The organism is Brevibacterium aurantiacum, assembly GCF_900169065.1.
Taxonomy (GTDB): domain Bacteria; phylum Actinomycetota; class Actinomycetes; order Actinomycetales; family Brevibacteriaceae; genus Brevibacterium; species Brevibacterium aurantiacum.
The window spans coordinates 1-25,586 of record NZ_FXZB01000003.1 but is presented as its reverse complement, the minus strand read 5'-3'; the positions used below and the strand labels follow the sequence as shown (position 1 = coordinate 25,586).

29 protein-coding genes are annotated in these 25,586 nt (G+C 62.5%); 15 read left to right on the top strand and 14 right to left on the bottom strand.

Annotated elements, in window-relative coordinates:
* Positions 1–34: 34 nt before the first annotated feature.
* Positions 35–1,147 carry an HNH endonuclease family protein gene (locus tag BAUR9175_RS02770; protein ID WP_180959196.1) on the top strand — a complete coding sequence of 371 codons (1,113 nt, stop codon included), beginning with the start codon at positions 35–37 and terminating at the stop codon, positions 1,145–1,147.
* Positions 1,148–1,220: 73 nt separating this feature from the next.
* Here the strand turns inward: BAUR9175_RS02770 and BAUR9175_RS02765 are convergent, their stop codons facing one another.
* Complete coding sequence (locus BAUR9175_RS02765; RefSeq protein ID WP_009884868.1) at positions 1,221–1,730, bottom strand: PaaI family thioesterase; 510 nt, start codon at positions 1,728–1,730, stop codon at positions 1,221–1,223.
* A gap of 1 nt (position 1,731) precedes the next feature.
* Complete coding sequence (locus BAUR9175_RS02760; RefSeq protein ID WP_101582907.1) at positions 1,732–2,166, bottom strand: PaaI family thioesterase; 435 nt, start codon at positions 2,164–2,166, stop codon at positions 1,732–1,734.
* Between the two features lie 75 nt (positions 2,167–2,241).
* On the opposite strand from BAUR9175_RS02760, the gene BAUR9175_RS02755 reads away from it, so the two are divergent.
* Positions 2,242–2,763: a winged helix-turn-helix transcriptional regulator gene (locus tag BAUR9175_RS02755; RefSeq protein WP_101582906.1), complete on the top strand. Its 522-nt coding sequence runs from the start codon at positions 2,242–2,244 to the stop codon at positions 2,761–2,763.
* Between the two features lie 58 nt (positions 2,764–2,821).
* Here the strand turns inward: BAUR9175_RS02755 and BAUR9175_RS02750 are convergent, their stop codons facing one another.
* The 4 genes from BAUR9175_RS02750 to BAUR9175_RS02735 all read right to left on the bottom strand — a co-directional run bounded on the left by BAUR9175_RS02750 (position 2,822) and on the right by BAUR9175_RS02735 (position 6,807).
* A complete protein-coding gene (locus BAUR9175_RS02750) occupies positions 2,822–3,991 on the bottom strand; it encodes a calcium:cation antiporter (RefSeq protein WP_101582904.1) in 1,170 nt (389 codons plus the stop codon).
* Between the two features lie 148 nt (positions 3,992–4,139).
* Positions 4,140–4,580: a MepB family protein gene (locus BAUR9175_RS02745; RefSeq protein WP_009884872.1), complete on the bottom strand. Its 441-nt coding sequence runs from the start codon at positions 4,578–4,580 to the stop codon at positions 4,140–4,142.
* 145 nt (positions 4,581–4,725) lie between these two features.
* Complete coding sequence (gene mdlC, locus BAUR9175_RS02740) at positions 4,726–6,333, bottom strand: benzoylformate decarboxylase (protein ID WP_096178657.1); 1,608 nt, start codon at positions 6,331–6,333, stop codon at positions 4,726–4,728.
* A 123-nt stretch (positions 6,334–6,456) separates the two neighbouring features.
* Positions 6,457–6,807, bottom strand: a complete 351-nt coding sequence (locus BAUR9175_RS02735; RefSeq protein ID WP_009884874.1) for an ArsR/SmtB family transcription factor — start codon at positions 6,805–6,807, stop codon at positions 6,457–6,459.
* An 84-nt stretch (positions 6,808–6,891) separates the two neighbouring features.
* Between BAUR9175_RS02735 and arsB the strand changes: the two genes are divergently transcribed.
* Genes arsB through BAUR9175_RS02715 form a run of 4 tightly spaced genes read left to right on the top strand, consistent with a single transcriptional unit; the run spans position 6,892 to position 10,359 of the window.
* Positions 6,892–8,010, top strand: coding sequence for an ACR3 family arsenite efflux transporter (gene arsB / locus BAUR9175_RS02730; protein ID WP_009884875.1), 1,119 nt, complete (start codon positions 6,892–6,894; stop codon positions 8,008–8,010).
* Positions 8,007–8,423 (top strand): arsenate reductase ArsC, encoded by a 417-nt coding sequence (locus BAUR9175_RS02725; protein ID WP_009884876.1) that lies wholly within the window; start codon positions 8,007–8,009, stop codon positions 8,421–8,423. Before arsB ends, BAUR9175_RS02725 begins: the two co-directional genes overlap by 4 nt.
* A complete protein-coding gene (locus tag BAUR9175_RS02720) occupies positions 8,420–9,931 on the top strand; it encodes an NAD(P)-binding protein (protein ID WP_009884877.1) in 1,512 nt (503 codons plus the stop codon). The genes BAUR9175_RS02725 and BAUR9175_RS02720 overlap by 4 nt, the downstream gene beginning before the upstream one ends.
* A gap of 17 nt (positions 9,932–9,948) precedes the next feature.
* Positions 9,949–10,359 carry an arsenate-mycothiol transferase ArsC gene (locus BAUR9175_RS02715; RefSeq protein WP_083248953.1) on the top strand — a complete coding sequence of 137 codons (411 nt, stop codon included), beginning with the start codon at positions 9,949–9,951 and terminating at the stop codon, positions 10,357–10,359.
* 1 nt (position 10,360) lies between these two features.
* Here the strand turns inward: BAUR9175_RS02715 and BAUR9175_RS02710 are convergent, their stop codons facing one another.
* The gene (locus BAUR9175_RS02710) at positions 10,361–10,999 is read right to left on the bottom strand and encodes an isochorismatase family protein (protein ID WP_096162962.1); all 639 of its coding nucleotides are present in this window, start codon (positions 10,997–10,999) and stop codon (positions 10,361–10,363) included.
* 169 nt (positions 11,000–11,168) lie between these two features.
* Here BAUR9175_RS02710 and BAUR9175_RS02705 point away from each other — a divergent pair, with 169 nt between their 5' ends.
* Positions 11,169–12,125: a GlxA family transcriptional regulator gene (locus tag BAUR9175_RS02705; protein WP_009884880.1), complete on the top strand. Its 957-nt coding sequence runs from the start codon at positions 11,169–11,171 to the stop codon at positions 12,123–12,125.
* Here BAUR9175_RS02705 and BAUR9175_RS02700 read toward each other — a convergent pair.
* From BAUR9175_RS02700 to BAUR9175_RS02680, 5 genes are all read right to left on the bottom strand, one after another.
* A complete protein-coding gene (locus tag BAUR9175_RS02700; RefSeq protein ID WP_009884881.1) occupies positions 12,073–12,537 on the bottom strand; it encodes a DoxX family protein in 465 nt (154 codons plus the stop codon). The two genes, BAUR9175_RS02705 and BAUR9175_RS02700, sit on opposite strands and share 53 nt — an antisense overlap.
* A gap of 103 nt (positions 12,538–12,640) precedes the next feature.
* Positions 12,641–13,207, bottom strand: a complete 567-nt coding sequence (locus tag BAUR9175_RS02695; RefSeq protein WP_009884882.1) for an NADPH-dependent FMN reductase — start codon at positions 13,205–13,207, stop codon at positions 12,641–12,643.
* Positions 13,204–14,391 carry an LLM class flavin-dependent oxidoreductase gene (locus BAUR9175_RS02690; protein ID WP_009884883.1) on the bottom strand — a complete coding sequence of 396 codons (1,188 nt, stop codon included), beginning with the start codon at positions 14,389–14,391 and terminating at the stop codon, positions 13,204–13,206. The genes BAUR9175_RS02695 and BAUR9175_RS02690 overlap by 4 nt, the downstream gene beginning before the upstream one ends.
* Positions 14,392–14,451: 60 nt before the next feature.
* The gene (locus BAUR9175_RS02685; RefSeq protein WP_009884884.1) at positions 14,452–14,901 is read right to left on the bottom strand and encodes a MarR family winged helix-turn-helix transcriptional regulator; all 450 of its coding nucleotides are present in this window, start codon (positions 14,899–14,901) and stop codon (positions 14,452–14,454) included.
* Positions 14,902–15,011: 110 nt separating this feature from the next.
* Entirely contained in the window at positions 15,012–15,956 is a 945-nt protein-coding gene (locus BAUR9175_RS02680) for a hypothetical protein (RefSeq protein WP_069600795.1), read from the bottom strand.
* Between the two features lie 120 nt (positions 15,957–16,076).
* Here BAUR9175_RS02680 and BAUR9175_RS02675 point away from each other — a divergent pair, with 120 nt between their 5' ends.
* The 5 genes from BAUR9175_RS02675 (at position 16,077) to BAUR9175_RS02655 (ending at position 21,366) form a co-directional block, all read left to right on the top strand.
* Positions 16,077–16,646: a MogA/MoaB family molybdenum cofactor biosynthesis protein gene (locus BAUR9175_RS02675; protein WP_101582903.1), complete on the top strand. Its 570-nt coding sequence runs from the start codon at positions 16,077–16,079 to the stop codon at positions 16,644–16,646.
* A gap of 5 nt (positions 16,647–16,651) precedes the next feature.
* On the top strand, positions 16,652–17,533 hold the full coding sequence (fdhD, locus tag BAUR9175_RS02670) for a formate dehydrogenase accessory sulfurtransferase FdhD (RefSeq protein ID WP_101582901.1): 882 nt from the start codon (positions 16,652–16,654) through the stop codon (positions 17,531–17,533).
* Positions 17,534–17,716: 183 nt separating this feature from the next.
* The gene (locus tag BAUR9175_RS02665) at positions 17,717–17,956 is read left to right on the top strand and encodes a hypothetical protein (protein WP_101582899.1); all 240 of its coding nucleotides are present in this window, start codon (positions 17,717–17,719) and stop codon (positions 17,954–17,956) included.
* 113 nt (positions 17,957–18,069) lie between these two features.
* The gene (locus BAUR9175_RS02660; RefSeq protein WP_101582898.1) at positions 18,070–19,338 is read left to right on the top strand and encodes an MFS transporter; all 1,269 of its coding nucleotides are present in this window, start codon (positions 18,070–18,072) and stop codon (positions 19,336–19,338) included.
* 183 nt (positions 19,339–19,521) lie between these two features.
* On the top strand, positions 19,522–21,366 hold the full coding sequence (locus BAUR9175_RS02655) for an MFS transporter (protein ID WP_241211294.1): 1,845 nt from the start codon (positions 19,522–19,524) through the stop codon (positions 21,364–21,366).
* A gap of 255 nt (positions 21,367–21,621) precedes the next feature.
* On the opposite strand, the gene BAUR9175_RS02650 is transcribed toward BAUR9175_RS02655, so the two are convergent.
* Together BAUR9175_RS02650 and BAUR9175_RS02640 are read right to left on the bottom strand one after the other, a co-directional pair.
* The gene (locus BAUR9175_RS02650) at positions 21,622–22,350 is read right to left on the bottom strand and encodes a 4'-phosphopantetheinyl transferase family protein (RefSeq protein WP_101582896.1); all 729 of its coding nucleotides are present in this window, start codon (positions 22,348–22,350) and stop codon (positions 21,622–21,624) included.
* 333 nt (positions 22,351–22,683) lie between these two features.
* Positions 22,684–23,157, bottom strand: coding sequence for a DUF2505 family protein (locus BAUR9175_RS02640; RefSeq protein WP_083248826.1), 474 nt, complete (start codon positions 23,155–23,157; stop codon positions 22,684–22,686).
* Between the two features lie 176 nt (positions 23,158–23,333).
* Here BAUR9175_RS02640 and BAUR9175_RS02635 point away from each other — a divergent pair, with 176 nt between their 5' ends.
* The 3 genes from BAUR9175_RS02635 to BAUR9175_RS02625 form a co-directional block, all read left to right on the top strand.
* Entirely contained in the window at positions 23,334–24,866 is a 1,533-nt protein-coding gene (locus BAUR9175_RS02635; protein WP_307722853.1) for a DUF2867 domain-containing protein, read from the top strand.
* A 63-nt stretch (positions 24,867–24,929) separates the two neighbouring features.
* Positions 24,930–25,289, top strand: coding sequence for a hypothetical protein (locus BAUR9175_RS02630; protein ID WP_069600789.1), 360 nt, complete (start codon positions 24,930–24,932; stop codon positions 25,287–25,289).
* 107 nt (positions 25,290–25,396) lie between these two features.
* Positions 25,397–25,586: transposase (locus BAUR9175_RS02625; RefSeq protein WP_135810593.1), on the top strand; the 190-nt coding region annotated here is incomplete at its 3' end.

Below are 25,586 nucleotides of genomic sequence, written 5' to 3'. Positions count from 1 at the left end.
CGCAGTCGCTACTCGCAGCACTCGAATTCGGGCAGTGTCCCTTCTCGCCATAATCGTCTTCGCATTGCTCTCCGGATGCGGAAGCGACGGCACGAGCCAGATCAACGGAAACGATGTGGCATGGTCGACCGGCGGAGGCGGAACCGCGGACTCCGACCCGGTACCCTCACGACCGTCAGCCTCGGCGGCACCTGCCCCGGGACCGCGATCGCACAACGACTCGGAGGCGCCCGCAAATTCCGGTCCTGATGTCTCCACGCAGAACGAGTCGAAGCCCGCAGCAGACGGTGAAGACGGCAGCGATTCTCCACAGCGCGGCGCAGACGGCGCGGAATTGGGCGCGGCACGGTCGATGCTCGACGAACTCGAGGTCAAGGTCAAAGAGCACAGGACCGGTTACGACCCGGAACTCTTCGACTGGAGCGCCGATGTCGATGACAACGGCTGCGATACACGCAACGATGCGCTCAGGCGTGACCTCAAGGACCTTGAGATCGAGGCGGAGACCAACGGGTGTGTAGCCATCGCGGGGGAGCTCGATGACGACTACCTTGGCGAGTCGTATGCCTTCGAGCGCGGATCCGCCAATGTCGATGTCGATCAGATCGTCTCCAGCTCAAATGCCTGGCAGACCGGGGCCTCAGACATGTCCGTCGATGAACTCCGCGAGTTCGGAAACGACCCTCTCAACCTGCTGACCGTGAGTTCGAATGTCATGCGGCAGAAGGGCGGCGGGGACGCGGCCGCATGGCTGCCGCCGAACGAAGCCTTCCAGTGCGAATACGTCTCCAGGCAGATTGCCGTCAAGCACAAGTACGGGCTGGCGGTGGCCTCCGCGGAGAAGGACGCGATGGAGGCCGTGCTCGGCACGTGTGCGGATCAGCCAGCCTTCACCGAGGATGTCGCCTGGCCGGAACCGGGTGAGGGCGAGACCGCCAGGGCCGAATCGGCCACCGAGAAGAACTCGACGGAGTCGTCGGGTGAACCTTCGGAGACCAACTCATCAGAAACCCCAACGAGCCCGAACGACGGCGACACGAGCCCGACTGACGGTGGCGCCACCTCGGCGGACGGCGACACCAACTCGGCGGACGGCGACGAGGATGGCTCGACCGGCGACTCATCGTCGCCTGAACCGACGGAATAGTCCGCGAACAATCGCCGAGGTGGTCGCCGGGCAGCCGACGATCACGTCGTCGATCACAGCCGCAGGGCCTCGCCTACTTAGTCTCCAATGGGAAGGCGAGCAGGCTGCCCGATGCGGTGGCGACCGTCTTGCCCTTGTTGTCGACGACTTCGCCTTCGGAGAAGATCACTCGGCGACCAGGCTTGACGACTCTTCCTGTGGCGACAAGGGGTCCGCTGTCCTTGGTGACGGGGCGCAGGTAATTGACCTTGATCTCAATCGAGGTATAGCCGGTGCCCTTCGGTAAGGTGGTCTGTGCGGCGCACCCGAGCACCGAGTCGAGGAGGGTGCAGACCAACCCTCCGTGGACCATGCCGATCGGGTTGTAGTGGGACTCATCGGGATGGCAGTGGAACGTGACCGTCCCCTCACCCACCTCGGCGATCTCCATACCCATATGAGATCCGATGGGTGCTCCGGGGATGTCGCCGGCGGCGATCTTGCGCAGGTAGTCGATGCCGTCCAACGTCGGCAGGAGCGCCAGACCCTCTGAAGGGTCGCTCCAGGTCACCGTGGTTTCGCGAGTGCTCGAATCAGTGCCCATCTCAGTTGGCCTCCTTCGGCATGGGGACGTTCTGCAGGCGCAGCTGGCCGCGGGCCAGGACCTTGTCCGATGAGGTGTCGGTGATGATGACCTCCCACAGCTGCTGGGTCCGGCCCTGATGCAGGGCGGTGCCCTCGACTGCAACGCGGGCGCCGGCGGTCGGGCGCAGAAAGTCGGTGGCGTTGTGGATGCCGACGGCGAACTCGCCGCGCTCGCCCACAGCGTGGCTGGCACCAATGCTTCCCGTGCTCTCCACGAGCGTTGTGTACACGCCGCCGTGGACGACGCCCCAGGGCGTGTGGTGGTCGCTGCCCAGATCGGCATGGCCGCGGACGCTTGTGTTCGTGACCTCGTCGATGACGAGCCCCGAGGCGGCGACGAAGTTGCTGGCTGAGGCAAGTGAGACATTCGGAAGTGCGTCCGACTGCGGATTCATGAGTTCCCCTTCGAGCTGGCTGAATAGTTTGAAGTTAGCCTACAATGGATCAGGCGGTCAAACGAAGGAGCGCATATGGACTGGTTGGGATTCGACACTGCCGAATGCTCGATCCAGAAGACCATGGATGTCATCGGGGAGAAGTGGACCGTGCTCATCCTCCGAGAGGCGTTCAACGGAGTGCGCCGGTTCGACCAGATCCGTGACCATGTCGGAGTCTCGGACCCAGTGCTCTCCGACCGGCTGCGCAAGCTCGTCGCCGCTGGTGTCCTTGAGGCCACGCCCTACCGCGAACCCGGCCGGCGAGCACGCAAGGAATATCGACTCACGGGCAAGGGGATCGACCTCTACCCGGTGATGATCTCTCTGCTGCGCTGGGGCGACAAGCACGGCGCCGGCCCCGACGGCGGCACTGGCCCCGATGGCGGTTCGGGTGGCCACGACTTAGGCTCAAGCAGCCCGCCGCTCGAAGTGCTGCACCGTGACTGCGGCGAACCGGTCAAGGCTGTCGTCGAATGCGCCGCGGGCCACGCCATCTCCTCACCGCGGGAGAGTCTGACCCGTGCAAATACCTCAGCCAAGACGCGCGGAGACTGAGGTAGTCGCCACCATAAAAGGCCGAGAAAGAGTCAGGGCACCGAAGCGCCCTCCCTCCTCACGAGAAGAGCGTGATCCCGAAGATCGCGAACACGACGAGGTGGGCCGCACCGTGGACGGCTGTGACCTTCTTCGCCGCGAACGTCGTCACCGACAGCAGCAGCGTGACCGCGAACAGAAGCAGATTGGCTGGGGATTCCGCGAGCACGATCGGCTGATCGGTGAGCAGCCCGATGAGCAGCACGGTCGGAATCGTCAGCCCCACCGTTGACACCTGCGCCCCGTGACACAGATTGCTCACCCGCTGGATCTCACCCTGCCATGCGGCCCTGATCGAGGTGATCGTCTCCGGGAGGAAGACGATGAGCGCGATGACGACACCGGACAGAGCCACAGGAGCGCCGAGGCGGCCCAATCCGTCATCGAGCAGCGACGCCATATCGTGGCTGAGCAGCACGATCGGGGTGACCGTGGTGATGAGCAGAGCCAGACGCACGATGATCTCGGCGCGGTGGGCGGAGATGATCGCAACGATGCCCTGCTTCTGCGTGGTCGCGACTGTGGTCGAAGCGGACTCCGGAGCCACCTCGGCGGGCTTGGTCAGACGCGGATCGACCTCGTGGAAATCGGCGGCCTGAGCACCCATCTGACGGTAGAGGAAGAAGGCATAGATGCCGATCGTCAGCACGATGATCGGGATCTCCTGCCACGTTTGGTAGCTGCCATTCGTGCCGATGAGTGCCGGCAGGGCGAAGGCGAGGGCGGCGAGGACGATGATGAGTGACAGATACGTTGAGACGCCCGTGCGATTATGGGCGAGACTCCCGTGCCGCAGCCCCGCGACCAGCAGGCACAGTCCGATGACGGCGCCCAGGATGATCATCGACACGGCCATGACCGAGTCGCGGGCGATCGTCGCGTGCTCGCCCGGGCCTAAGAGGACGGCGCCGATGAGCACCACCTCGATGAGCACGATCGAGAGGGTGAGCACCAGCGAACCATAGGGATCGCCGAGGCGGCGGGCCAGATGCTCGGCCTCGTGGACGACTCCGAAGGCGCAGATGAGGATGACGCCGACGATGGCGATCAGGGCAGTGACGAGGAGTGGGCCTGCAACGGGCGGAGCCAGCAGAGAGCCTGCTAAGAGGAGTGCTGCGAAGGCGCCCCACCCGAGGACCAGGCGAATGATGGCAGTGGGAGTGAGAATGCTGCGAACGGCGGCAGTCATGACGGGAATTCCTGTTCTTCGAGGCCGTCCTCATCGTGACTGATTGCGTTCGGGTCGTCCCGAGCGTTTCTTGCTACTGTTGCTTACTTCCCAGGATATCGGGCCGAGCTCATGGGGGACAAACAGTGGCCCGGCTTGTCCGAATGACTCAACGAAATTGTTCGAAGAACGGAGTCTGCTTGCGCTGCGTGCGAGTCGCTTGGGGATTCAGCGACGTGGACCAAGGCGGGTAGAGACGGAAGCCTCGCTTCCCTGTCGAGCGTTGTGACGAGTAGATTCCCAACTTGATCAGGTCCGCGGTGGGAAACTTGAAGAGGCCGAAGAACCCTTCGTCTGAGACGAACACGAGAAGCCCCGCACAGGTATCGTCACCGGAGAATGGCGCAGTACTCCCCTCTGGGGTGCGTTCCCAGACGGCTACGAAGGCACCTGGTTTGGTCGGTGTGATGCGTGCTGTCCGGACTCGCCACCAGGTTCCCTCGAGCTTGGCGCATCCCGACTCATAGTCGCTGTTCTGTTCCTCGGGGACCACCGCTGCCACAGTCAAGCCCACGGTTTCTGCGTAGTGTTCCAAAGCCCCGAATCCCATGAGTGTCAGCGTAGGCGATGTCCTTATGTGTGCGTGCAAGAGGGTGCATCGGCATACGTGCCAGGTCGAAGCGAGTCGTTATTGACCTTGACACGACCTCAGTGCAAACGGTCATGCCTCAACCACAGTCACGAGACGACAGTGATCACGAGACGATCGAAGCATCAATGAGCACCGGTCCGGTCGCGTCGAGTGCCTCCCGATAGGCGGCCGCAAACTCGGCACGGGTGGACGTCTGCTTTGCGGGGACCCCGTACCCCTTGGCCAGGGAGACGAAGTCGATGCTGCCCAGTGCCAGTCCGGGAACTTTGGGCACGCCCATGCGCTGGGCGAAGCCGGCCAGGGCACCATAGCCGGAGTTGTTGATGATGACGAACACGGTCCGCGTCTGCAGTTGGGCCGCCGTGTACAGTGCGGTGATGCCGTAGTTGGCCGAGCCGTCGCCGACGGTCGCCACGACCGTATTCTCTGGTGCACCGATCGACATTCCCACGGCGACAGGCAGCCCGAAGCCCAGGCCGCCAGAGGCAGGGAAGCTGTACATTCCAGGCCGGTCGATCGCGACCCGTTCGAGGTAGTCAAGGTCCAATGTGGTGGTCTCGTTGACGTAGGACACCGAGTCGTTGACGTGCTCATTGAGCACCTCGAGAATTTCGCCACCCGTCATCCCCTCTGCCGAGGTGGCCGCTGGGCTCATGATCCGTGAACCGCGCTCGCCGCGCCGGGTGCCACGATCGGTGACCCCATCAGCGAGAGTCGCAGCGGTGCTGGCGACATCGGTGATGACGGCCCTGCCGAACGGCGCCCGAGTGGCCTCGCGCGGATCCTGGGTGATCTGAATGACCTCGGTGCCGGGGCTCAGATAGTTCGAAGGCTCCCACCGGTGATACCTGAACACGGCAGCACCCAACACGAGGACGACATCATGGTCGGCCAACCGGTCACGCACCGACCCGATCCCAGGGACCATCACACCCTCGAAATTCGGGTGGGTCGTGGGGAAGGGGCAGCGAGTCGGAGACGGTGCGACATAGACAGAGGCATCGAGCTTCTCCGCCAATGCCTGCACTGCTTCTAAGACCTCGGGATCAGATACAGCGGCGGCATCCACCTGGGGTCCGACCACGAGCGCGGGACGCTTCGCCCCATCAAGAGACGCGAGGAGCTCTTCCTGCAGCTGCGGGTCGAGACCACGCCCGGTCGACACTGTCCGAGTCGTCAGCAGGTCATCGTCATCGAGCGCCTCCTCATCCCAATCATCCAAGGGAACGGAGACATAGACAGGTCCGCTGGGCTGAGTGGTCGCTTCGAAGGCGGCTTGGGACAGAGTTCGCGGGACGTCCGTGGCAGACAAGGGCTCGTGGGAGTACTTCACCAACGGTGTCGGCAGGGTGGCAGCATCGGCGCTGGCCAGCATGGTCTCCTGACCCACCGTCCGACGGACCTGCTGCCCGGCGAGGACAACCAGGGGAACGTGGCCGTAGTGAGCGTTGGTCAGCGCTCCCATCCCGTTGCCGGACCCGGAAGCGGCATGCAGGTTGACCAGGACCGGACGTCCGGTGGCGCGAGCAAAGCCTTCAGCCATGCCGACGACGACCTGTTCATGCAGGCCGAGGACGAAGCGGAAGTCATCGCCGAGTCCTGCCAAGAACGGCAGCTCGTTCGATCCCGGATTGCCGAAGATCGTCGTCATTCCATGGGTGCGGAAGACATCCAGACTTGCCTGCAGGACAGTCTTGCCAGTCGCAGTCATTGACCTCACTGCTTTCGTCGGGGGGAGTGGCGCGGTCTCATTTCGGAGCGTACCCCGATCCTGTCCGGCGGTGCGAAGCCTCTCGAAGCGCGGTCGCAGTGTGCACGGCGCCAGACGGTGGAACTATGCAGGGGACAGGAACGCCGCGATGCGCTCCAAAGTCTCTTCTGCCATTGAGTAATACGACCAGATGCCGCGCTTCTCACGGTGGAGGACCCCGGCGTCGACGAGGATCTTGAGGTGATGTGAGACCGTGGGCTGGCCCAGCCCGACCGGGTCGATGAGATCGCACGCGCAGGCCTCGTTGTCCTCGTGCGCGGCAATGAGTGAGACCAGGCGCAGGCGAGTCGGGTCGGCGAGTGCCTTGAGGATCCGGGCGAAGTCCTGTGCCTCGTCCAGGCCCAAAGGCTCAGCGGTCAGAGGAGTGCAGCAGGCCGCCGAGGCGGGTGCGGGCAATGTCTGTTCAGCAGTCACCTCTCCATTATGCCCACATATTGACAGTTGTCGATATGTGGTGGTTGAATTCGTATCGATACCCATCGATGTCTCAGGAGTCAGATGAGCACCCCCGCCCCAGCCGCCACCACCAGCGAGCCTGCCCAGGCCAAACTCTCGACCCTCGACCGTTTCCTGCCGGTGTGGATCATCGCAGCGATGGTGCTCGGCCTGCTGCTTGGCCGCCTCGTGCCGGGACTTGGTGCGGCGTTGGACTCGATCAAGATCGCCGACGTGTCGCTGCCGATTGCTCTGGGGCTGCTGGTGATGATGTATCCGGTGCTGGCCAAGGTCCGCTACAACGAGACCGGCCGGGTGCTCGCCGATAAGAAGCTGATGATCACCTCCCTGCTTATCAACTGGCTGGCAGCACCAGCATTCATGTTCGCCCTTGCCTGGATCTTCCTGCCCGACCTTCCCGAATATCGGACGGGACTGATCATCGTCGGCCTCGCTCGCTGCATCGCCATGGTCCTCATCTGGAACGACCTCGCCTGTGGTGACCGCGAAGCCGCCGCAGTCCTCGTCGCGATCAACTCGGTGTTCCAGGTCCTCGCCTTCGGTCTTCTCGGTTGGTTCTACCTGCAGTGGCTGCCGAACCTGCTGGGACTGCCGACGACCAGCGGCGAATTCTCCTTCTGGGCGATCACGCTGAGCGTCCTCGTCTTCCTCGGCATCCCGCTGCTTGCCGGCTTTCTCACCCGCACCATCGGTGAGAAGACCAAGGGACGCACCTGGTACGAAGACCGATTCCTGCCCAAGATCGGGCCCTTCGCACTCTACGGTCTGCTGTTCACCATCGTCCTGCTCTTCGCTCTCCAGGGTGATGAGATCACCTCGAATCCATTGAATGTCGCCCGCATCGCGCTGCCACTGCTCATCTACTTCATTGTCGTCTTCGCCGTCGGCATGATCGTGGGACGTGCCCTGCACCTCGGCTACGAGAAGACGACCACGCTTGCGTTCACCGCTGCCGGAAACAACTTCGAACTCGCCATCGCCGTGGCCATCGGCACCTACGGAGTCGCCTCCGGGCAGGCTCTTGCCGGTGTCGTCGGCCCCCTCATCGAGGTCCCCATCCTCGTCGCCCTCGTCTACGTGGCCCTGTGGTCACGACGCCGCTTCTTCCCCGAATTCGCCGGAGGCCAGATGGCCCCGAACCGACAGGAATCGCACTCATGACCTCAACCGAAATGAAACCCACCGTCCTCTTCGTCTGCGTGCACAACGCCGGCCGGTCACAGATGGCTGCCGGTTTCCTCCGCGAGCTCGGGGCCGATCGAGTTGAGGTCCGCTCCGCTGGCAGCGAGCCGAGGGACATGATCAACCCGACCGCCGCCGAGGCGATGGCTGAGGTCGGCATCGACATCACCGACCAGCAGCCGAAGATTCTCACCCCGGACACGGTGAAGACCTCGGATGTGGTGATCACCATGGGCTGCGGCGATGCCTGCCCCATCTTCCCCGGCAAACGCTACGAAGACTGGGAACTCGACGACCCGGCAGGTCAGGGAATCGAGACCGTGCGCATCATCCGCGACGACATTCGCGCTCGAACTAAGGCTCTGCTGAACAGCCTGGAGGATGCATCATGACTGAGTCCACGCCGCTGGCTGAACTTCCGGTTGTCATCATCGGTGCTGGCCCTGTCGGGCTTGCCGCCGCAACGCACGTCGTCGCTCGCGATATGGAGCCGCTCATCTTCGAAGCTGGTTCGAGGCCTGCCGCGGCGGTGAGTCAGTGGGGCCACATCGGTCTCTTCTCACCATGGAAGTACAACATCGACCAGGCCGCCCGCGCCCTACTCGATCCGACAGGATGGGTCGAGCCCAATGGCGATTACCTGCCGACCGGGGCTGAACTCGTGGCCGAGTACCTCGCACCCTTGGCCGCGACGCCACAACTGAGCAACACGATTCGCACTCAGACACGAGTCATCGCAGTCAGCCGCGTAGGCAAAGATCGCACGCGGACCCCGGGCCGTGGTGATACTCCGTTCCTCGTTCGCACCCAGAACGTACAAGGGGAGATCGAAGACCACCGCGCACGTGCCGTCATCGACACCTCCGGCACTTGGGAGTCGCCGAACCCTCTCGGCCAAGCAGGACTGCCAGCCATCGGGGAACCAGCGGCCCGAGAAGCTGGGCTCGTCACCTCGCCGTTGCCCGACGTCCTCGGCCGAGATCGAGCACAGTTCGCTGGCCGGCACGCACTTGTCGTCGGGGCCGGCCACTCGGCAGCCAATACTCTGCTGGCACTGGGGGAGCTCCGCGAGGCTGAACCGTCCACTCGCATCAGCTGGGCCATTCGCGGAACTGATCCTGCCAGTGTCTACGGCGGTGGCGACCAAGACGGGTTGCCCGCACGTGGGGCGCTGGGCACGCGACTGCGCAACCTCGTTGAGGCCGGAGCCATCGAGGTTCACACCTCGACGACCATTACGGAACTGCGCATCGCGGCGCAGACGAACTCTGACTTCAGCACCACCTCGGCGACGGATATCCCAAGCGCACTCACGATCACCGGGACCACCTCGGCGGGCGCTGCCTCGCTCGACGCGGACCTGGTCGTTCCGACCACAGGTTTCCGGCCAGACCTCAGCTTCCTGCGCGAGATTCGACTCGATCTCGACTCGATCGTCGAGGCGCCTACGGGTCTTGGGCCACTGATCGACCCGGAGCACCACAGCTGCGGAACCGTCGCACCACACGGCGCTCGCCTCCTGTCCCACCCAGAGAAGGATTTCTACATCGCAGGGATGAAGTCCTACGGGCGAGCGCCCACATTCCTCATGGCTACCGGCTACGAGCAGGTTCGTTCGATCGTTGCCGCCATCGCCGGTGACCAGGCGGCCGCCGATAAGGTCGAGCTCGTGCTTCCGGAGACCGGAGTCTGCTCGGCTGACATCGGTTCCTCGTGCGACGTTCCATCGGCTGCCTCTGTGGCTGACGATGATGGCGGATGCTGCGGACCAGCGCCGGTGGGCGAGGCTGAACCTGCGGCTGAAGGCTCCGGCTGCTGCGGCTCGACCCCGCAACCGGTCACACTGGGCATTCCCACCGGGCTGGAACACGGTCGCGGCGCACACCAGGATGCACGATGAACTCACCGGGAGACACGATGAAAACACCACCTCACGTCCTCTTCGTCTGTGTGAAGAACGGCGGAAAATCACAGATGGCCGCCGGCCTCATGAACAACATCGCCGGCGACTCGGTCGATGTCGCCTCCGGCGGCACCAAGCCCGGCACCTCGCTCAATCAGCTTTCGGTGGATTCTCTGGCCGAATTGGGCATCGACATCAGCGAAGGAAGCCCGAAGCCGGTCACCCCAGCCGATCTGGAAGCAGCCGATGTCGTCGTCACCTTGGGGCGAGAAGCGAAAGTGCACGCGCCCGACGGAACCAGGCTCGAGACCTGGGACACCGACGAACCTTCTGAGCGCGGCATTGACGGAATCGAGCGCATGCGTTTGGTCCGCGATGACATCAGCGAACGCGTCAAGGACCTGCTGAGCCGCCTGCAGTCATAGCTCAGCTCTGCCCTGCCTTCTGCGCACCGGTGACGGCCGAGCTGCCCAGGTCTCCCTTCGGCAGAGGCTCCTGAGCACTGAGCGCTTGGCTCCAGGCATCAGTCGTCGCCACGGCGGCCCAGTTCGAATGCAGAACCGCCATCAGGGTTGTATGCACGGTCTTGGCATCGGCGAAGCCGGCATCATTGGCGATGTTGATAGCACCGGTCGCGTCCGAGAGCACTTCCGTGGTGAAGCCAAGCACCTCGGCACTCGCCGCTGAGGAGAGGATGCAGTTGTTCGTCATGTACCCGACCAGCGTCACGGTGTCGACGTCTTTCTCGCGCAGCCATGATTCCAGGTCGGTGTCGGCATAGACGGAGCCGTACTCCTTGACCACTGACTTCCAGGAATCAGTCTGGCGCTGTGCGACCTCGGGGTGGAGTGCGAAACCGGGCTCGTTCGGATTGAACACGGGCGACTCAGTGCCCATGGTGTGCTGAATGACGGCGACGGGGATGTCCGCGGCAACCGCGGCGTCGATGGCCGCAGTGATCTTCGGCAGTGACTGGTCATGGCTCGGGTACTGGATCTCCAGCGGGCCGTCGAAGTACTGCTGCTGCACATCGACGAGGACAAGGGCACGGCGCGCGGTAGGCATAGCGAAGCTCCAAAGTTGTGATGAGTGAAGAAGTGGCGCGAATCCGCGGCACATCTCCAGTGTGCAAGAGCCGACCGAGGGCTGCCAGCAGCATAAATGCTCATCTACGATGGAATTACGCCAAACTGATTCCAGCCAATCAGTAAGCAGTCATCGGGAGGAGCCTGCCGTGCGCATCGCCATCTACGCCTTCACCGGCATCACCATGTTCCACCTGTCCGTGCCGCAGATGGTCTTCGATGAGGTTGCCCGCCAAGGCCTCGCCACGTGGGAGACGATTCTGTTCTCCGACGACGCCGAGCCGATCACGACGGCGGAGGGATACCAGATCACCGGGGTGAGTGGGCCGGAAGCGGCATCCGGCGCCGAGGTGGTCGTGGTCCCGTCCTGGTACGACGATGGTCGCCCGGCTGGGCAACCCCTGCGAGAGCTGCTGGTTGCCAGCCATGACCGGGGTGCTTCCATTGCCGGACTGTGCCTGGGCACGTTCCCCATCGCGGATGCTGGTCTGCTCGCCGGCCGCAAGGCGGTGACGCACTGGCAAGGGTTCGACCAGCTCACGGCTCGGCATCCGGATCTGGAGATCGATGATTCGGTTCTCTACATCGATCACGGCGATGTCATCACCTCGGCTGGCACCGCCTCGGCGCTGGATGCCTGTCTGCACATGGTCCGGACTCGACTGGGTGCCGCCGCGGCCAACCAGGTGGCGCGCAGTCTGGTCATTGCTCCGCATCGCGACGGTGGGCAGGCGCAGTACATCCAGCGACCATTGCCTGAGCGTGCCGATGATGATTCGATCTCGGCGGTGCTCGATTGGGCGGCGTACCACCTGGACGAAGACCTGTCGGTCGAGAGATTGGCCGAGGTCGCACATATGAGCCTGCGGACCTTCATCCGCACCTTTCGGGCATCGACTGGGGCGACACCTGCTTCATGGGTGCGGATGCGCCGCCTCGATGAGGCCAGGCGGGCACTGGAGGCTACGAGCCTGTCGATCGATCAGATCGCCGTGAATTGCGGCTTCGGCAGCGTGGTCACGCTGCGGCAGAACTTCGCTGCCGCGTTCAATGTCACGCCGTCGGAGTATCGACGTCGCTTCGAAGCGCAGCCGTCTTCCCCTTGAATAGGAACCGGTCGACGCTGAAGCGGCCCGGACCCGTGGCAGCCAGCAGCAGAGCGCCTGCGGCCAGAGCGGCGACAAGTTCCCAGCCGCCCTGATCGACGAACGGCACAGGGGTGAGGTGGACGATGACCAATGCGCCGATGAGGTTGGCGGCCAGCAGGATGCCGACGATGGGAGTCAGAGCGCCGAGGATGAGCAGCGCTCCGCCGATGAGCTCGACGAAGGTCGCGAACGGTGCCGCAATGTCTGGCAGCGGCACACCCATCTGAGCGAAGGACTGCGAGGTACCCGAGACGGTCCACTCATTGAACTTCTGCCAGCCGTGGGCAATGAAGATGACGCCGAGGGTGATCCGGGCGAAGACGGTGATGATGTCGCGGGCGATGGTCGGGAATCCAGTCGTGGCGTACACAGCGATCTCCAAAGTTGGTTGAAATTGCAACTACAGAGTATTCGCCGCGTTTGGCAGAACCCTGGCAACAGCCTCACTTGTCGTCTGGGACAATCGCGAGCGCTCAGAACCCGTAGGCGGCGTCCTTGGCCTCCCGGATCGAGGCATAGGTCTGCGTGAGCACGAGAGTGTCCTCGACGAGCCGGTCGAGGCGCGCGATGACATCGTTGTTGACGATCTGGCCCCGCAGCAGGTCCTTCTCCTCGATGAACACATAGGGCTGGACGACCTGCGCCTTCATATAGGTCAAGATCGGCTGCAGCTGCTGTTGGGGAACCATATAGTGCTTGGCCGAACCCGCGGTCGCGACCATGGCCACGACCTTGTCCCGGAAGGCATTGACCGGCAGCAGGTCGAAGATGTTCTTCAAAGTCGCCGGTATCGAGGCTTGGAAGATCGGGGTGCCGATGATGATCACATCAGCGTCCATGAGAGCCCGGGTCACGCGACCGGTATCGCCGGTGTATTCGGTGAAGTTGCGGCCGTCGCTGAAGACCATGTCGACCTCGGCGAGGTCGATGAGTGTGGCCTCGACGTTTGGGTCCTGGACCATCACCGTCTGGGTGAGGTGTTCCATGACCGTGCGCGTCTTCGTGCCTACGTTCGAACCGGATAGAGCGACGAGCTTCATCGGGCAACCTCCTCGGCTGTGTTCGCATTCATCGCCGAGGTGGCCTGGGGAGTCGACGAGACCGTGTACTTCTTCACGGCGGGAATGACCTCAGAGCCGAGGATCTCGATCTGCTTCATCACCTTCTCGTAGGGCATGCCGCCGAAGTCGATCTGACCGAGGTAGCGCTGATGACCGAAGACCTCGTGCTGGTGCAGGACCTTCTCCACGATCTGCTGCGGGCTGCCGAGGTTGACGATGCTGTGCGGGTCAACGGCCTGGGCGAAGAGCTGTTTGGGCATGCCCTGCCCATTCGAGCGCTTCATCCCCTCATTGATGTGCGGGTAGAGCCCGCGCAGCGCCTCCTGCGAGGTTTCGGCGACATGGAGGAATCCGGCGTTCGCGATCGGCAGGGTGGCGGGATCGAAGCCCCGGTGACGTGCCGCTTCCCGGTAGGCATCGACCGTCGGCTTGAACGACGAGGTGGTCCCGCCCAGGTGGGCCATGACCATGGGCACTCCGGCCAGGCCCGCCTTGATCGCACTTGTCGGGGCGCCGCCCACGGCCCGCCAGATCGGCAGCGGGTCCTGTGCGGGACGGGGGAGCACCTCGGCGCTGTTGAGCGGGGCGCGGAACTTCCCGCTCCAGGTCACCCGCTGCTCCCGATTGATCCGGCCCAGCAGCTCGAACTTCTCCTCGAACAGCTCTTCGTAGTCACGCAGGTCGTAGCCGAGGAGTTCGAACAGGCCGATCCGGGAGGCGCGGCCGGCGACGAGTTCGGCGCGACCGTTTGAGATGTGATCGATGGTGGAGAAGTTCTCGAACACGCGCACCGGATCCGAGGTGCTCAGGATCGTCGAGGTACTGCCGATGCGAATCGTGCTTGTGGCCTGGGCGATCGCGCCGAGGATGACGGCATGGGCCTGCGAGGCGAAGTACTCCTGATGGCTCTCACCGACGCTGAAGAAATCGAAGCCGGCATCCTCGGCCGCCTGGGCGTAGCCGATGAATTCGCGGATGCGCTCGCCGGCGTCCACCCTGGACCCGTCGGCCGGATTCGGCAGATGATCGCCGAGGCTGTACATCCCGAACTGCAGTCCCTGACCGGAGGTGAATCCGAGGTGATCCATCATGTTCGTGGCTTGGGCCTGCTCAGTGGGCGCTGTCTGCTCAGGAGGTGCAGTCTGGCCGGTGGTTTCGCTCAATTTCTCTCCTCAGTGAAATGTCATTTGCCATGTCAACTGATAGTGCCGGAGAAATATTCCCTAGGACTGCGAATCGTCCTCGCGACGGGTGATGCTGTGCTCGTAGAGCTTCTTCATCAGCGCATGCAGCTGCGTCTTCTCGTCCTCATCGAGGACCTCGTCGAAGAGTGAAGCCTGCTGCTCAAGCTGGGAAGGATAGGCCCGCTCGAGGAGCTCGGTGCCCTTGTCGGTCAGCGAGATGTGCTTGGTCTTCCAATCCTGCTGCCTCGAGATGAGCCCCTCGGATTCGAGACGGGAGAGCATTCTGGAGATGCCACCTCCCGTGACGGTGAGACCACGGGCCAGGTCGGTCTGCGTGATCGGCTGAAAATTGCGGATATGGGCCAGCGCTTCGAATTGGGCCAGGGTGAGATCGAACTGCCGCAGATGGTCATTGGACAGCTGATTGCTGTTCTCGACGAAGCGCACCATGCGCAGCCAGACCAGCGTGCTCAGCGACAGATCCTCCATCGCGCCTCCTCCCTGCGGGGTGTCTCTACTTTACTGGGTATGTGCTGAGGTCATCACCTAGCCACCGATAGGAAAGAGTTGTAAGAACGAGGCAGTCGCAGACGTGAATATCATTGCCATGGCATCTGGCTGTCAGGAGTTCCTGTGGAGGACAAGGGAGTCCGTCCAATGAACTCTTCTGGCGTTCCTGATTCAGTATGCGAGTTGTAGAAGCCAAGGTGAAAGCTGATTTCGAACGCGTCGTGATTGAGGTCGTAGAAGGCCCGCCATATCAATGCGAGCTGCTGAAAATCTTGGTCGTCGACCTCGGTGTACACCTCCGAGGGCTGCGTTCCTTTTTTGTGTTTGAAGACCTGACCGGTCGGATGGCCGTCGGCTCCAGTGCCTCTGATGCCATGAGTGGCAAAATTCCGCTTGTCGTACCAAGCGTAGTATCTTTCCCCGAGCTTGCTGAAAATCGGGCTCTTGCAGTGCTCGCCGATCTCGGTGAGCTTATCCTTTAGTGCCTTTCCGCTTTGCCCGTGTATCTTTTCCGGCGAACGGCCGAGGATGAGGTACGCCGTCGTCGCCAACCCAGCGAGTGCGACGTCGCACTTGGCGGCCTCCGTTACGACGCGGCCCACATAGTATGCGTACTCCTCTTCTCGCCATGGAAGTGAGTTCAGTTGTGGTCCAGCATGATTGAGGGGGAAGAGGTCGAGCCAGAGGTTTTCGAGGTACTGCGCATCTTCCACGGATATGTAGTGGGGCCACCTGGTCCGGAAGTTCTCCGTTGCGACATTGGTTGTGGTGCACAGTTGAAGACCGCCCGTGTTTACCGACCGTAGCGCACGGATATTTCGGCTTCCCACGTCCAGGACAACTTTCCCCTTCTCGTTGACTAGCTGGATATTGTTGAACCCGATCACAAGCACCTGTGGGTGGCCGTCCTCGTCCAGTCCTGCTGAGGCGGTCAAGGTCTTGTCAATATTGTGACCAATTCGTCTGAGGAAGTTCGTGCCGGCTAGGAGGTGATCGTCTTCATCACCGAATGCTTCATTAGAGTCTGATGGCATACGCAGATCATATGCACGATGACTGACATCAAGTCGCTGAGCAATTCAAGGGCCAGTTAAAGACCGTTGACCTAAGTCACCGCTATGCAGCTACCTTCCTGTCCGACGTACGATGGCATCGTGAGCAGTGAAACGAATGGGGCAGCACAAGCCCAGGCGACATCCCAGGCCGATGACCTCCTCGGCGCGGGTCGGTCTGCTGCCGTCATCATCGCCTCCACCTCGGCGGCCAGGGGAGAGGCGGCCGATACGACCGGCCCGATCCTCGTCGACTGGCTGCGCACGCGCGGCTATGAGACGCCCGATGCCATCGTCGTCCGCGACGGCGAACCCGTCGGCCAAGCCTTGCGCGCCCTCCTCATCGACACCCCGGAAGACGAACGCCCTCGCATCATCGTCACCAGCGGCGGCACAGGTCTGGCCCCCGATGACCGCACCCCGGAATTCACCGCCGAACTCCTCGAACGACAGTCCCCGGGACTCGTGTACGCGATGTGGCGCAAAGGACTCGAATCGACCACCTCGGCGGTGATGAGCCGTGGGGTCGCCGGGGTACGTGGCCGCAGCTTCGTCATCAACTTCCCCGGGTCGAAGGGCGGGGTCAAGGACGGCATCACCGTCATCGACGACCTCCTCGAACACATCCAGACCTCGATCGAGGACACCACCGACCACGGACCACGGGTCTGATCGGCATGGTGCAGCGCAGAGCCGTCCGTGCCCGGGTCCATAAATTCGACGCCACCGGTGAGATCTCCGCGGGGCCGGACTCCTTAGCCGGCGAGGAGCCGCTGGAGATTCAACTCAACGGCGAGCAGTTCTCCGTCACGATGCGCACACCCGGCAATGACGTCGAGCTCATCGCCGGCTATCTGCTGTCCGAGGCGGTCATCACCTCGATGGACGACATCGAAGAGATCGACTTCTCCGCCGGGCTCGCCCCCGACGGGTCCCGGAACTACAACGTCGCCAAAGTGCGCCTGCGACCCGGAATCTGGAGCGCCGAGGCGGCCCCCGCCCGATCCGTCTACACCTCGTCCTCGTGTGGGATCTGTGGAACCGCGGCGATCGACGCGGTGACGAAGACCTCCGCCTATCCTCTGATCCCGGCGTCGTTCCCGGTCGACCTCGACGAGGAGTTCCGATTCCCGCAGCTGCTCTCGGCCGCCCGGATCGGTGAGCTGCCGGATCGTCTGCGCACCCAGCAGGAAGTCTTCGACAAGACCGGGGGAGTCCACGCCGCCGCGCTCTTCGCCGTCGGCGACGACCCTGCTGCTGAACCCGAACTCCTCATCGGACGCGAAGACGTCGGCCGCCACAACGCTGTGGACAAGGTCATCGGTTGGGCCATGGCTAATCGGGGGCTGCCGCTGAACCGCACAGTCCTCCAGGTCTCCGCCCGGGCCTCATTCGAACTCGTGCAGAAGTCAGCGATGGCAGGCATCCCGATGATGTCGGCCGTCAGCGCACCCTCGGCGCTCGCCGTCGACCATGGCAAGAGCCTGGGGGTCAGCGTCATCGGCTTCAACCGCAGGGGCCGCTTCAATGTCTACTCGTACCCAGAACGGGTGGCCTAAGCCCAGAGCGCATCGCCTGAGCCCGGAGCCCATCGCCTCAGCCCGAGGGGCGTGTGAAAAGCCGAAGGCTGACTCCGCCGCACGGCGGACCGGGAAGTCGATCCTCAGGGGGACGCGGACGAAGACTGGTCGCGAATACGCTGAGACAAGGGCCTCCTGCCCTCCTTGAGCGAAGGAATCAGCATGACCGCAGTCACCGTCAACAACAGGCATCTGACAATTATCTTTCCCGGGTGGGAACGGCTGATGACCCGACGCCGCTTTTATTCTGTTCCGCTTGAGGCGATCAGCGCGAGGCAGGTGACCGAGTGGACGTTCGAGTTCCTCGGGCTCCGATATGGGTTGGCGATCCCAGGAGTCCGCACTCTTGGCACTTATCGGCATCCGGACGCCGCCGAGGTGGAGTCTGAGCTCTCGGTCTGACTTGCTCCAGCCGGACCTTTTGCTCGAATGGTTCGTGGCCACCAGTCGGACTCATCCCACTTCAACCTCGCCAGGGCCTAACATGCTGGAGTGGGATGCGAGGAGGGTGGCAGGTGAACGCGAGCGAGCAACGGGGACCGGGTCTCGGGCTTCTGACCGTCCTCACCGGTGCCGTCGGTGCCGGACCGCTGCTGCTCTACGGGCTGAGCGCGACGAGTGATCGGATCATCTCCGACCTGGGCATCACTGAGGCGCACTTCGGCCTGCTGGCCACCGTCTGCTTCGGGTGTGCCGCGATCGGCAGTGCGACCTTGGCCCGCCTCGCCGACAATCGGTCCGACCTGCTGCTGATGTCGTCGATCTTCCTGCTCGCAGCCGCGAGCTTCGTGTTGGCGGCGCTGCCAGCGGGGTTCGGGCTGCTGCTGGTCGCCGCAGGCCTTGCCGGAGTCGCCCAGTCCTTCCCGAACGGTGTGACGAATCGGATTCTCCTCGAGCGTGTTCCCGGCTCCCGCCGGATCGGCTGGGTCGGCATCAAACAGTCTGGGGTCCAGGTCAGCCAGCTGGTCTCGAGCCTCGCCTTCCCCGCGTTGGCGTTAGTCATGGGGTGGAGGGGCGCGGCCCTGGCCATCACCGTCATCCCGATCTTCCTCCTGGTGATGACCTGGCGCTCACTGCGCTCGACCCCGCTGTTGGCGGTGGCGGCTTCGCCGACGACCGATAGCGCCGAGGCTGCTGCTGGCACTGGTGCGCAAGATCCGGAATCCTCGCGCCCCTCACACCCATCGAAACCTCCGCGCCATCCGGGCATGGTGTGGGCCATGGCGGCGTTCGGTCTGCTCAACGGCATCAGCGTCCAGGCCACGAACGTCTACATGCCGCTCTTCGCCGTGCGTGAGCTTCACTTCTCACTCGTGCTCGGCGGTGCCACTGCTGCCCTGGCCGGAATCATCGGCGTCATCGCCCGAGTGAGCTGGGCGAGGCTCATGGCCCGTGGTGCTTCTGGGCTGCGACTGCTGCTCGTCCTCGCGCTCATCGCACTGGCAGGGGGAGTGCTGTTCTTCATTGCCGATGTCAGCGGTCGGGCCTGGCCTCTGTGGGTTGCAGTCGCCTTGCACGGAATCTCGGCGCTCGGCGTCTCCGTGGTGCTCATGAGCGCGCTCATGCGATCGATCCCTTCGGCATCGATGGCCTCGGCCAGCGGAATGGTCACGGCAGGCATGTTCACCGGATTCGCCCTGGGACCGTTGGGCATGGGACTGCTCATCGGCTCGGCCGGTGGATTCCGTGCGGGCTGGATCGCCGTCGCGGTGGTGTATCTGCTCTGTGCCGTTCTGGCTGCGATCCTCATTCAGAGGGTGCGCGGACAATCGCGATCTGCATAGGAACACAGATCTCAGCTGGCGACGCCGCGCGGATGCCGGCCGCAGCCATGCCGACAGTGCTGTTGGCTGAACGGCCTCCCCTTGAAGGGGTACCATGTCAATACTTTTTGCTCTTGTAGCTGGCACACTGACGTGCATAGACTTCCAGCAGCAAGTCGTCGAGGCGATACAGCGAGGTGTCTGGTGAACAGAGATATCGAACTCGGAACCATCACCACAGACGTTCCGGCACGCATTGACCGACTCCCGTGGGCGCGATTCCACTGGATGGTCGTTGTCGGCCTGGGCAGCGTGTGGATCCTAGACGGTCTCGAAGTCACCATGGTCGGCAATGTCGCCGCCCGGATGACCGAGGACGGCAGCGGAATCTCAATGACTGCCGGTCAGATCGGCACCGCGGGAGCGATCTATGTCCTCGGAGCCTGTGTCGGTGCGATTGTCTTCGGCCAGCTCACCGACAGGTTCGGGCGTCGAAAGCTATTCCTCATTACCCTCATCCTCTATCTCGTCGCCACTGTGGCCACCGCGTTCTCCTTCTCGCCCTGGTACTTCTTCCTGGTCCGTTTCCTCACTGGAGCCGGAATTGGCGGCGAATACGCGGCCGTGAATTCGGCGATCGATGAACTCATCCCCGCACGAGTGCGCGGTCGTATCGACCTCATCATCAACGGCTCCTACTGGCTCGGTGCTGCGGGAGGGGCGGCGACGACGCTGTTCTTCCTCAACACTGACATCCTGCCGCAGATGATCGGTTGGCGACTGGCTTTCGCTGTCGGTGCGCTGCTGTCGATCTTCGTCTTCGTCGTCCGCAAGAACGTGCCCGAAAGCCCGCGCTGGCTGTTCATCCACGGGCAGCAGGACGAAGCCGAACGCATCGTCGAAGGCATCGAGTCCGACATCGAGGAGACGACACGTCAGAAGTTGCCCGAACCGGATCGGACCATCACGATCCGACAGCGCAAGACGATCTCCTTCGCCGAACTCGCGAAGGTCGCTTTCAAGGTCTACCCGAAGCGTGCGGTCCTCTGTCTCGTGCTCTTCGTCGGCCAGGCGTTCCTCTACAACGGAATCACCTTTAACCTGGGTACGATCTTTCACGGGTTCTACGGCGTAGCTGCCGGGACTGTGCCGATCTTCATCATCCTGTGGTCGCTGAGCAACTTCGCCGGACCGGTCGTCCTCGGCAGGCTCTTCGATACGATCGGTCGCAAGCCGATGATCTCGTTCAGCTACATAGGTTCGGCTGTCGTAGCAGTCGTCCTTGCGTTCGTCTTCAACGCTGGCATCGGCAACGCCTGGCTCTTCCTGATCATCCTCGCCGCCTGCTTCTTCCTTGCCTCATCGGGTGCCAGCGCTGCATATCTCACGGTTAGTGAGATCTTCCCGATGGAGACCCGGGCACTGGCGATCGCATTCTTCTACGCCATCGGCACCGCCGTCGGCGGCATCGCCGGACCGTTGCTCTTCGGCGAGATGATCGAATCCGGCAACCGCTCCCTGGTCGCCATGGCCTTCTGCATCGGTGCCGGAGTCATGGCATTGGGTGGCATCGCGGAGATCTTCCTCGGCGTCAGGGCCGAAGGTGCCAACCTCGAGGACATCGCCCGCCCCCTCACCGCCGATGATGCCGATGAGACCAAAGGGGCGGTCGAAGCGAAGAAGACCGCCGAGGCGGGTGCCAGCCAAGGCATGGGTGCCGACGGCAGCGTGGAGCCGACGACAGCGGTAGGGGATCGGCAGACGAGGAAACGCGACCGGCTGCGCCCGGGGCCGGGATCGGCCGGAGGTTATGCCCCGTGGCCTTCAGTCTCCTCGCGCGACGTCCCATCGGAAGTCTCGGCCAATGAGGTGCAGGGTATCATCGACTATGTCCGCGACTTGCAGCCGGTCTCCGAGACTAAGCTCTATCGCGCTATCGGTGCCCGTCAGTGGGGCCCCGGACGTTTCCGCTCGTCGGTTCGCGAAGCCATTCGGCTGGGACACATCAAACGCAATCGCCGCGGCACACTGGAGTCGACCGACCGGTGATCCGAGACGAAGACACGACCCAGACATCCCACGTAGAATGGGGAGTATGCTCAAACGCGTCCTCGTCATTGCTTTGGCCGTCATCGCGGTGCTCGGCCTAGTCGCCGCTATGCTCAGCGGCACTCCATAGCGCACACGGTCACAGTCTCGGACACAGTCGCAAGCACACTGTGAGAAGTGATTCATGCGAGCAGGAACGCACGATTTCGCTGTAGTCTTCCGTGCAGTCGGAAAGCAGGGTGGCACACATCGTCGTCAGCCGATGAGAAGTTCCGACAGATCTGTTGAGATGAGAGGCAGACGGTCGGCACAGCTCAACGCGGCTGCATGAGATGGTGGACAGGGGATGATCGCCAGACTCAGCCGGTTGAGTTCGGGATGTACGGCAGCTCTGATCGATGCCGCCCAGTACTCCGAGCTCGGAGCACAGTCGGTTCGAACGACCTCGAGATCGCTGGGTTCCACACTCAGACCGTCACCGGTTGCCTTCAGCGCAGCTTCCTTGGCTGCCCAGAGCTCGATGCGTCTGCGGGTGGTGTTCGCACCGGGGGACAGGGATTCGCCTGGTTCCAGCGCATAATCGTCGAATCCCGCGAAGACTTCGCTCGGAATGCATTCGATATCGACGCCGATATGAGACGGCGAAGGCGCCGAGGCGACCGCCACCATGTCACCCGAACGTGACAGACTGAGCTCCGCCCCCGCGATCTGCGGTTTTCCGTGGGGGCCGCCGCAGCTGCGGCAGGTGCGAGTGAACCTCAGACCTGCTGCGTCTCGCGGCTCGATGCCCAGCCGTCGGGCAGCCATGAGCCGGAACAGGATATGCGCGCTCCGATAGGCAACCTTGTTCGTCGTCTGTCGAAGACGGCTCTCTTGCGCCACTTCGTCAGGCGAGAGAACGGAGTCCAGCCAGCGGTGTTCCTCACGCGCACGGCCCACCGAGCTGACATCGCAGAGCAGGTATTCGATAGTGTCCCGGGTCATCTCCTGCTGATTCTCCGGTACTGGGATACGGCAAGGGTGGAGAAGATCGCAATCACTGCCACGCAGCTGATCACCGCGTAGAGAATCGGGTTGTCTGCCGCCCAGCCCGTGCCCGAGGTGTACCCGGCCGGAGAGACATTGCCGAACAGCTCGCGGACGCTCGCCGGGAAACGTACTCATTCAGTCTAGTCGCTGGGTTTCAGTGGCATCAGGCGAATGGCAGGAAAGGGGCTCCGTAAGTCGAATTCCAGTGCTGAACTCCACCGTCAGGACTTCCCGCCTGGTTTATAGGAGGATCGCCCCATTCTGACGGCAGGTGCTTTGAGGGGTGGTCTAGAGATCCGAAAGTCTGTCGAGGCTGACGGAGATCATGTCTTTGATATGGGGCTGAGCCCCGGATTCGATCGCTTTGCCCACGAGCGGCAGGGAACAAACCGTCTCGATCACTGCGAGAACATCGGTGAAATTGTCGTCCTGACGGAGCATGGTGATTTCCACGTGGACCTCGAGGGGTGCGCCAGGGATCTCAGCGTCGATGTTGAGACTGGCAACTGCGGCCGTGTCTGCAACAGGGGCGGAACGCAGGCGCTGGATGAGTTTAGGATCAGTACCCAGAAATCGCTGTGCTGCAGTCGGCACTCCGTTGTCGGACAGAGGCGTTGATGCAGTCAGATCGAGCCCCTCAACTCGGTGGGAGTGGACCGTTAAAGTTGCTCCGTCTGTGCGCCACGTTCCCTCGTCGGCGATGCGGTCGAGAATCTCTGCCGGCCACATCGCCGCTCGGCGTTTCAAAGTCGCACGTTGCATGATGGCAAGTATCTCACGGGGCAGTTTCGTCGCGTCACGCCGAGGACAGTTTTTGATTTCAGCTGATCGCCTACTGATGCTAGTTCAATGCGCAGTCAAACGGAATCATTGGACGTAGAGGCTTACACTCTCAATATGATTGCTGAGGATGCCGTGAATCCATTTCACCATGATCGGTGCGTGCCGGAGTGACTGGAGAATCTCAGCCGGAAGGCGGCATCCCGAAAGTGCAGCACCCACGACGAGTACTGGTTCTTGGGGCAACCGGGTATGTTGGCGCACGCTTGGTCCCAAGGCTCCTGCGGGCCGGTCATGCAGTCAGTGTTGCCGTGCGCTCGCCCGAGAAGCTCGCCGAGATGCCGTGGTCGACCGACGTGACGATCTTCACGGTCGATCTCGACGATGGTGACGGTCTGGTCGAAGCGATGTCAGGTGTCGACGTCGTCTTCTACTTGGTTCATTCGATGAATTCTGGAATCGTCTTCGAGTCTCGTGAAACGCGCTCCGCCTCTCGTGTCGCTTCCGCTGCAGAATTCGCTCACGTCAATCGGATCATCTATCTCGGGGGACTTCACCCTGACTCTGGTGAACTCTCAGCGCATATGCGCTCACGAGCGCATGTTGGGCAGATATTCATCGAGGCTCCCGTCGACGCGATCGTGTTCCAAGCCGGGATCATCATAGGGGCGGGATCGGCATCATTCGAGATGATTCGACATTTGGCAACAGAATTGCGTTGGATACCTGCACCGAACTGGGTGTCGAATCGGGTTGAGCCTCTGGCGATCCGTGATGTCCTCTACTACCTGGTGTCAGCTGTTGAAGTCCTGGGTCGCGTGAATAGGTCCTTCGATATCGGATCAGGTGACGTTCTGACCTACGCCGAGGTCGTGAAGTCCTTCAGCCGAATCGCGGGTCTCAAGCCAAGGCACGTGTTCAATCTGCCGATTCCTGCACCCCTTCTGTCGGGGCTGTGGGTGGGGCTGGTCACTCCTCTGCCCTTGACGCTCACTCTGCCGCTTGTGCAGTCTTTGCAGGAAGACGCGGTTGCCGACGAACACGCCATAGACTCCCTCATACCTCCTCCTGCCGCTGGGCTCCTCACCTACGAGCAGGCAGTCGAGCTGGCGCTCTTCCGGGCAGCGGAGACGGAAGGGGCAATCGGTACGGACTGGGAGGCTGATATCGATGAACTGAGCGAAGCCGCTGACTCGCTGCCTATTGATCCGCACTGGGCAGGGAGTCAGCTGATCGAAGATGGCCGAGCCTTTGTCTTTCCCGATCTTCGTGCCGATCAGCTGTGGACTATCGTTGCCAGCATCGGTAGGGAGCGCTGGTGGAATTCACAGCCTCCGGCATCAAAGCTGAGAAGACTGCAGGACCGTATCTTCGGGAGTGCCGGTCCCAGCCGTGGTCCTCGCTTTCTCACTGGTGTGAGGGAAGGCGACCCCATCGCCTGTTGGACGATTGTGGAGATGGAACCGACGTCTCGGGTGCTGCTGCGTGCAGAAATTGAACACGCGGGGGATATCTGGCTTGAATTCACTATGACGGACCAAGCAACGGGTTGCTCGTTTCGGCAGCGAGCCATGTTCAACCCGTCAGGGGTGCGAAGCAGAATCTACTGGGCAGCTGTTACGCCGCTTCGCAGGAAGATCTTTCCCCATCTGGCGCAGAACATCGCAAAGGCCGCGAGAAGATTGACATGACCGGCAGCGAGCAGTTCGCGGGCAGATTCACAATCACCTCACCACAGATGCATAATAGAACGTATGACCGAATACAGCCGGCCGGAATGGCTCTCCCGGTATCAGGACTTCAAGTCGCTGTGCTCAGACGTCTGCGGTGAGTTCATTCGCTTCTACCTCACGACAGGCTGCGACCAGATCAGCTATACGCATTCGCAGAACACTGAGGGGCTGCCGACGTATTCGTGCCGGCTCTCATCTGACGACGGCGCGGTGCTCCTGCTCCCGCTCGACGATTGGCGGGAGCGGATGGATGAAGTGCCCGAGCTGGTGCGGGCCTGGCTGGTCGAGCATTCGGATCTCAAGGGCTTCAAGCCCTCCGAGTCGCACTACCAAGGGGACCGGTACTGGTTCGAGAAATGGCAGCTTGCGAACCCGTGGTGACGCTTGCGCACTTGCCTTTCTCGTCGAGGACTCTGTTGACCTCAGGTGACCGGGATTCTAGGGCGTGTCTCCTTTATTGACCATTCCAGGACTGGCACGGTGGAGACGTGACTACACAGCAACGACACCGAGTCTTCACTGATGAGCAGTGGGAGAAGATCGAACCACTTCTGCCCTCAAACGTCGGCAAAAGAGCCCGACCGTTTGAGAACAACCGGCGAATCGTCGAAGGAATCGTCTACCGCTACCGCGCTGGCATCGCCTGGCGTGACCTGCCGCGCGAGCATTTCGGGCCGT

Bases quoted from the DNA above. Each gene is read 5' to 3' on its own strand.
- BAUR9175_RS02680 (WP_069600795.1), bottom strand. From the start codon at position 15,956: ATGCCATCAGACTCTAATGAAGCATTCGGTGATGAAGACGATCACCTC.
- BAUR9175_RS02640 (WP_083248826.1), bottom strand. From the start codon at position 23,157: ATGCAACGTGCGACTTTGAAACGCCGAGCGGCGATGTGGCCGGCAGAG.
- BAUR9175_RS02760 (WP_101582907.1), bottom strand. From the start codon at position 2,166: ATGAATCCGCAGTCGGACGCACTTCCGAATGTCTCACTTGCCTCAGCC.
- BAUR9175_RS02755 (WP_101582906.1), top strand. From the start codon at position 2,242: ATGGACTGGTTGGGATTCGACACTGCCGAATGCTCGATCCAGAAGACC.
- BAUR9175_RS02710 (WP_096162962.1), bottom strand. From the start codon at position 10,999: ATGCCTACCGCGCGCCGTGCCCTTGTCCTCGTCGATGTGCAGCAGCAG.
- BAUR9175_RS02720 (WP_009884877.1), top strand. From the start codon at position 8,420: ATGACTGAGTCCACGCCGCTGGCTGAACTTCCGGTTGTCATCATCGGT.
- BAUR9175_RS02650 (WP_101582896.1), bottom strand. From the start codon at position 22,350: ATGACCCGGGACACTATCGAATACCTGCTCTGCGATGTCAGCTCGGTG.
- BAUR9175_RS02750 (WP_101582904.1), bottom strand. From the start codon at position 3,991: ATGACTGCCGCCGTTCGCAGCATTCTCACTCCCACTGCCATCATTCGC.
- BAUR9175_RS02665 (WP_101582899.1), top strand. From the start codon at position 17,717: ATGACCGCAGTCACCGTCAACAACAGGCATCTGACAATTATCTTTCCC.
- BAUR9175_RS02685 (WP_009884884.1), bottom strand. From the start codon at position 14,901: ATGGAGGATCTGTCGCTGAGCACGCTGGTCTGGCTGCGCATGGTGCGC.
- BAUR9175_RS02695 (WP_009884882.1), bottom strand. From the start codon at position 13,207: ATGAAGCTCGTCGCTCTATCCGGTTCGAACGTAGGCACGAAGACGCGC.
- BAUR9175_RS02765 (WP_009884868.1), bottom strand. From the start codon at position 1,730: ATGGGCACTGATTCGAGCACTCGCGAAACCACGGTGACCTGGAGCGAC.
- BAUR9175_RS02630 (WP_069600789.1), top strand. From the start codon at position 24,930: ATGACCGAATACAGCCGGCCGGAATGGCTCTCCCGGTATCAGGACTTC.
- BAUR9175_RS02725 (WP_009884876.1), top strand. From the start codon at position 8,007: ATGACCTCAACCGAAATGAAACCCACCGTCCTCTTCGTCTGCGTGCAC.
- mdlC (WP_096178657.1), bottom strand. From the start codon at position 6,333: ATGACTGCGACTGGCAAGACTGTCCTGCAGGCAAGTCTGGATGTCTTC.
- fdhD (WP_101582901.1), top strand. From the start codon at position 16,652: ATGGTGCAGCGCAGAGCCGTCCGTGCCCGGGTCCATAAATTCGACGCC.
- BAUR9175_RS02715 (WP_083248953.1), top strand. From the start codon at position 9,949: ATGAAAACACCACCTCACGTCCTCTTCGTCTGTGTGAAGAACGGCGGA.
- arsB (WP_009884875.1), top strand. From the start codon at position 6,892: ATGAGCACCCCCGCCCCAGCCGCCACCACCAGCGAGCCTGCCCAGGCC.
- BAUR9175_RS02745 (WP_009884872.1), bottom strand. From the start codon at position 4,580: ATGGGATTCGGGGCTTTGGAACACTACGCAGAAACCGTGGGCTTGACT.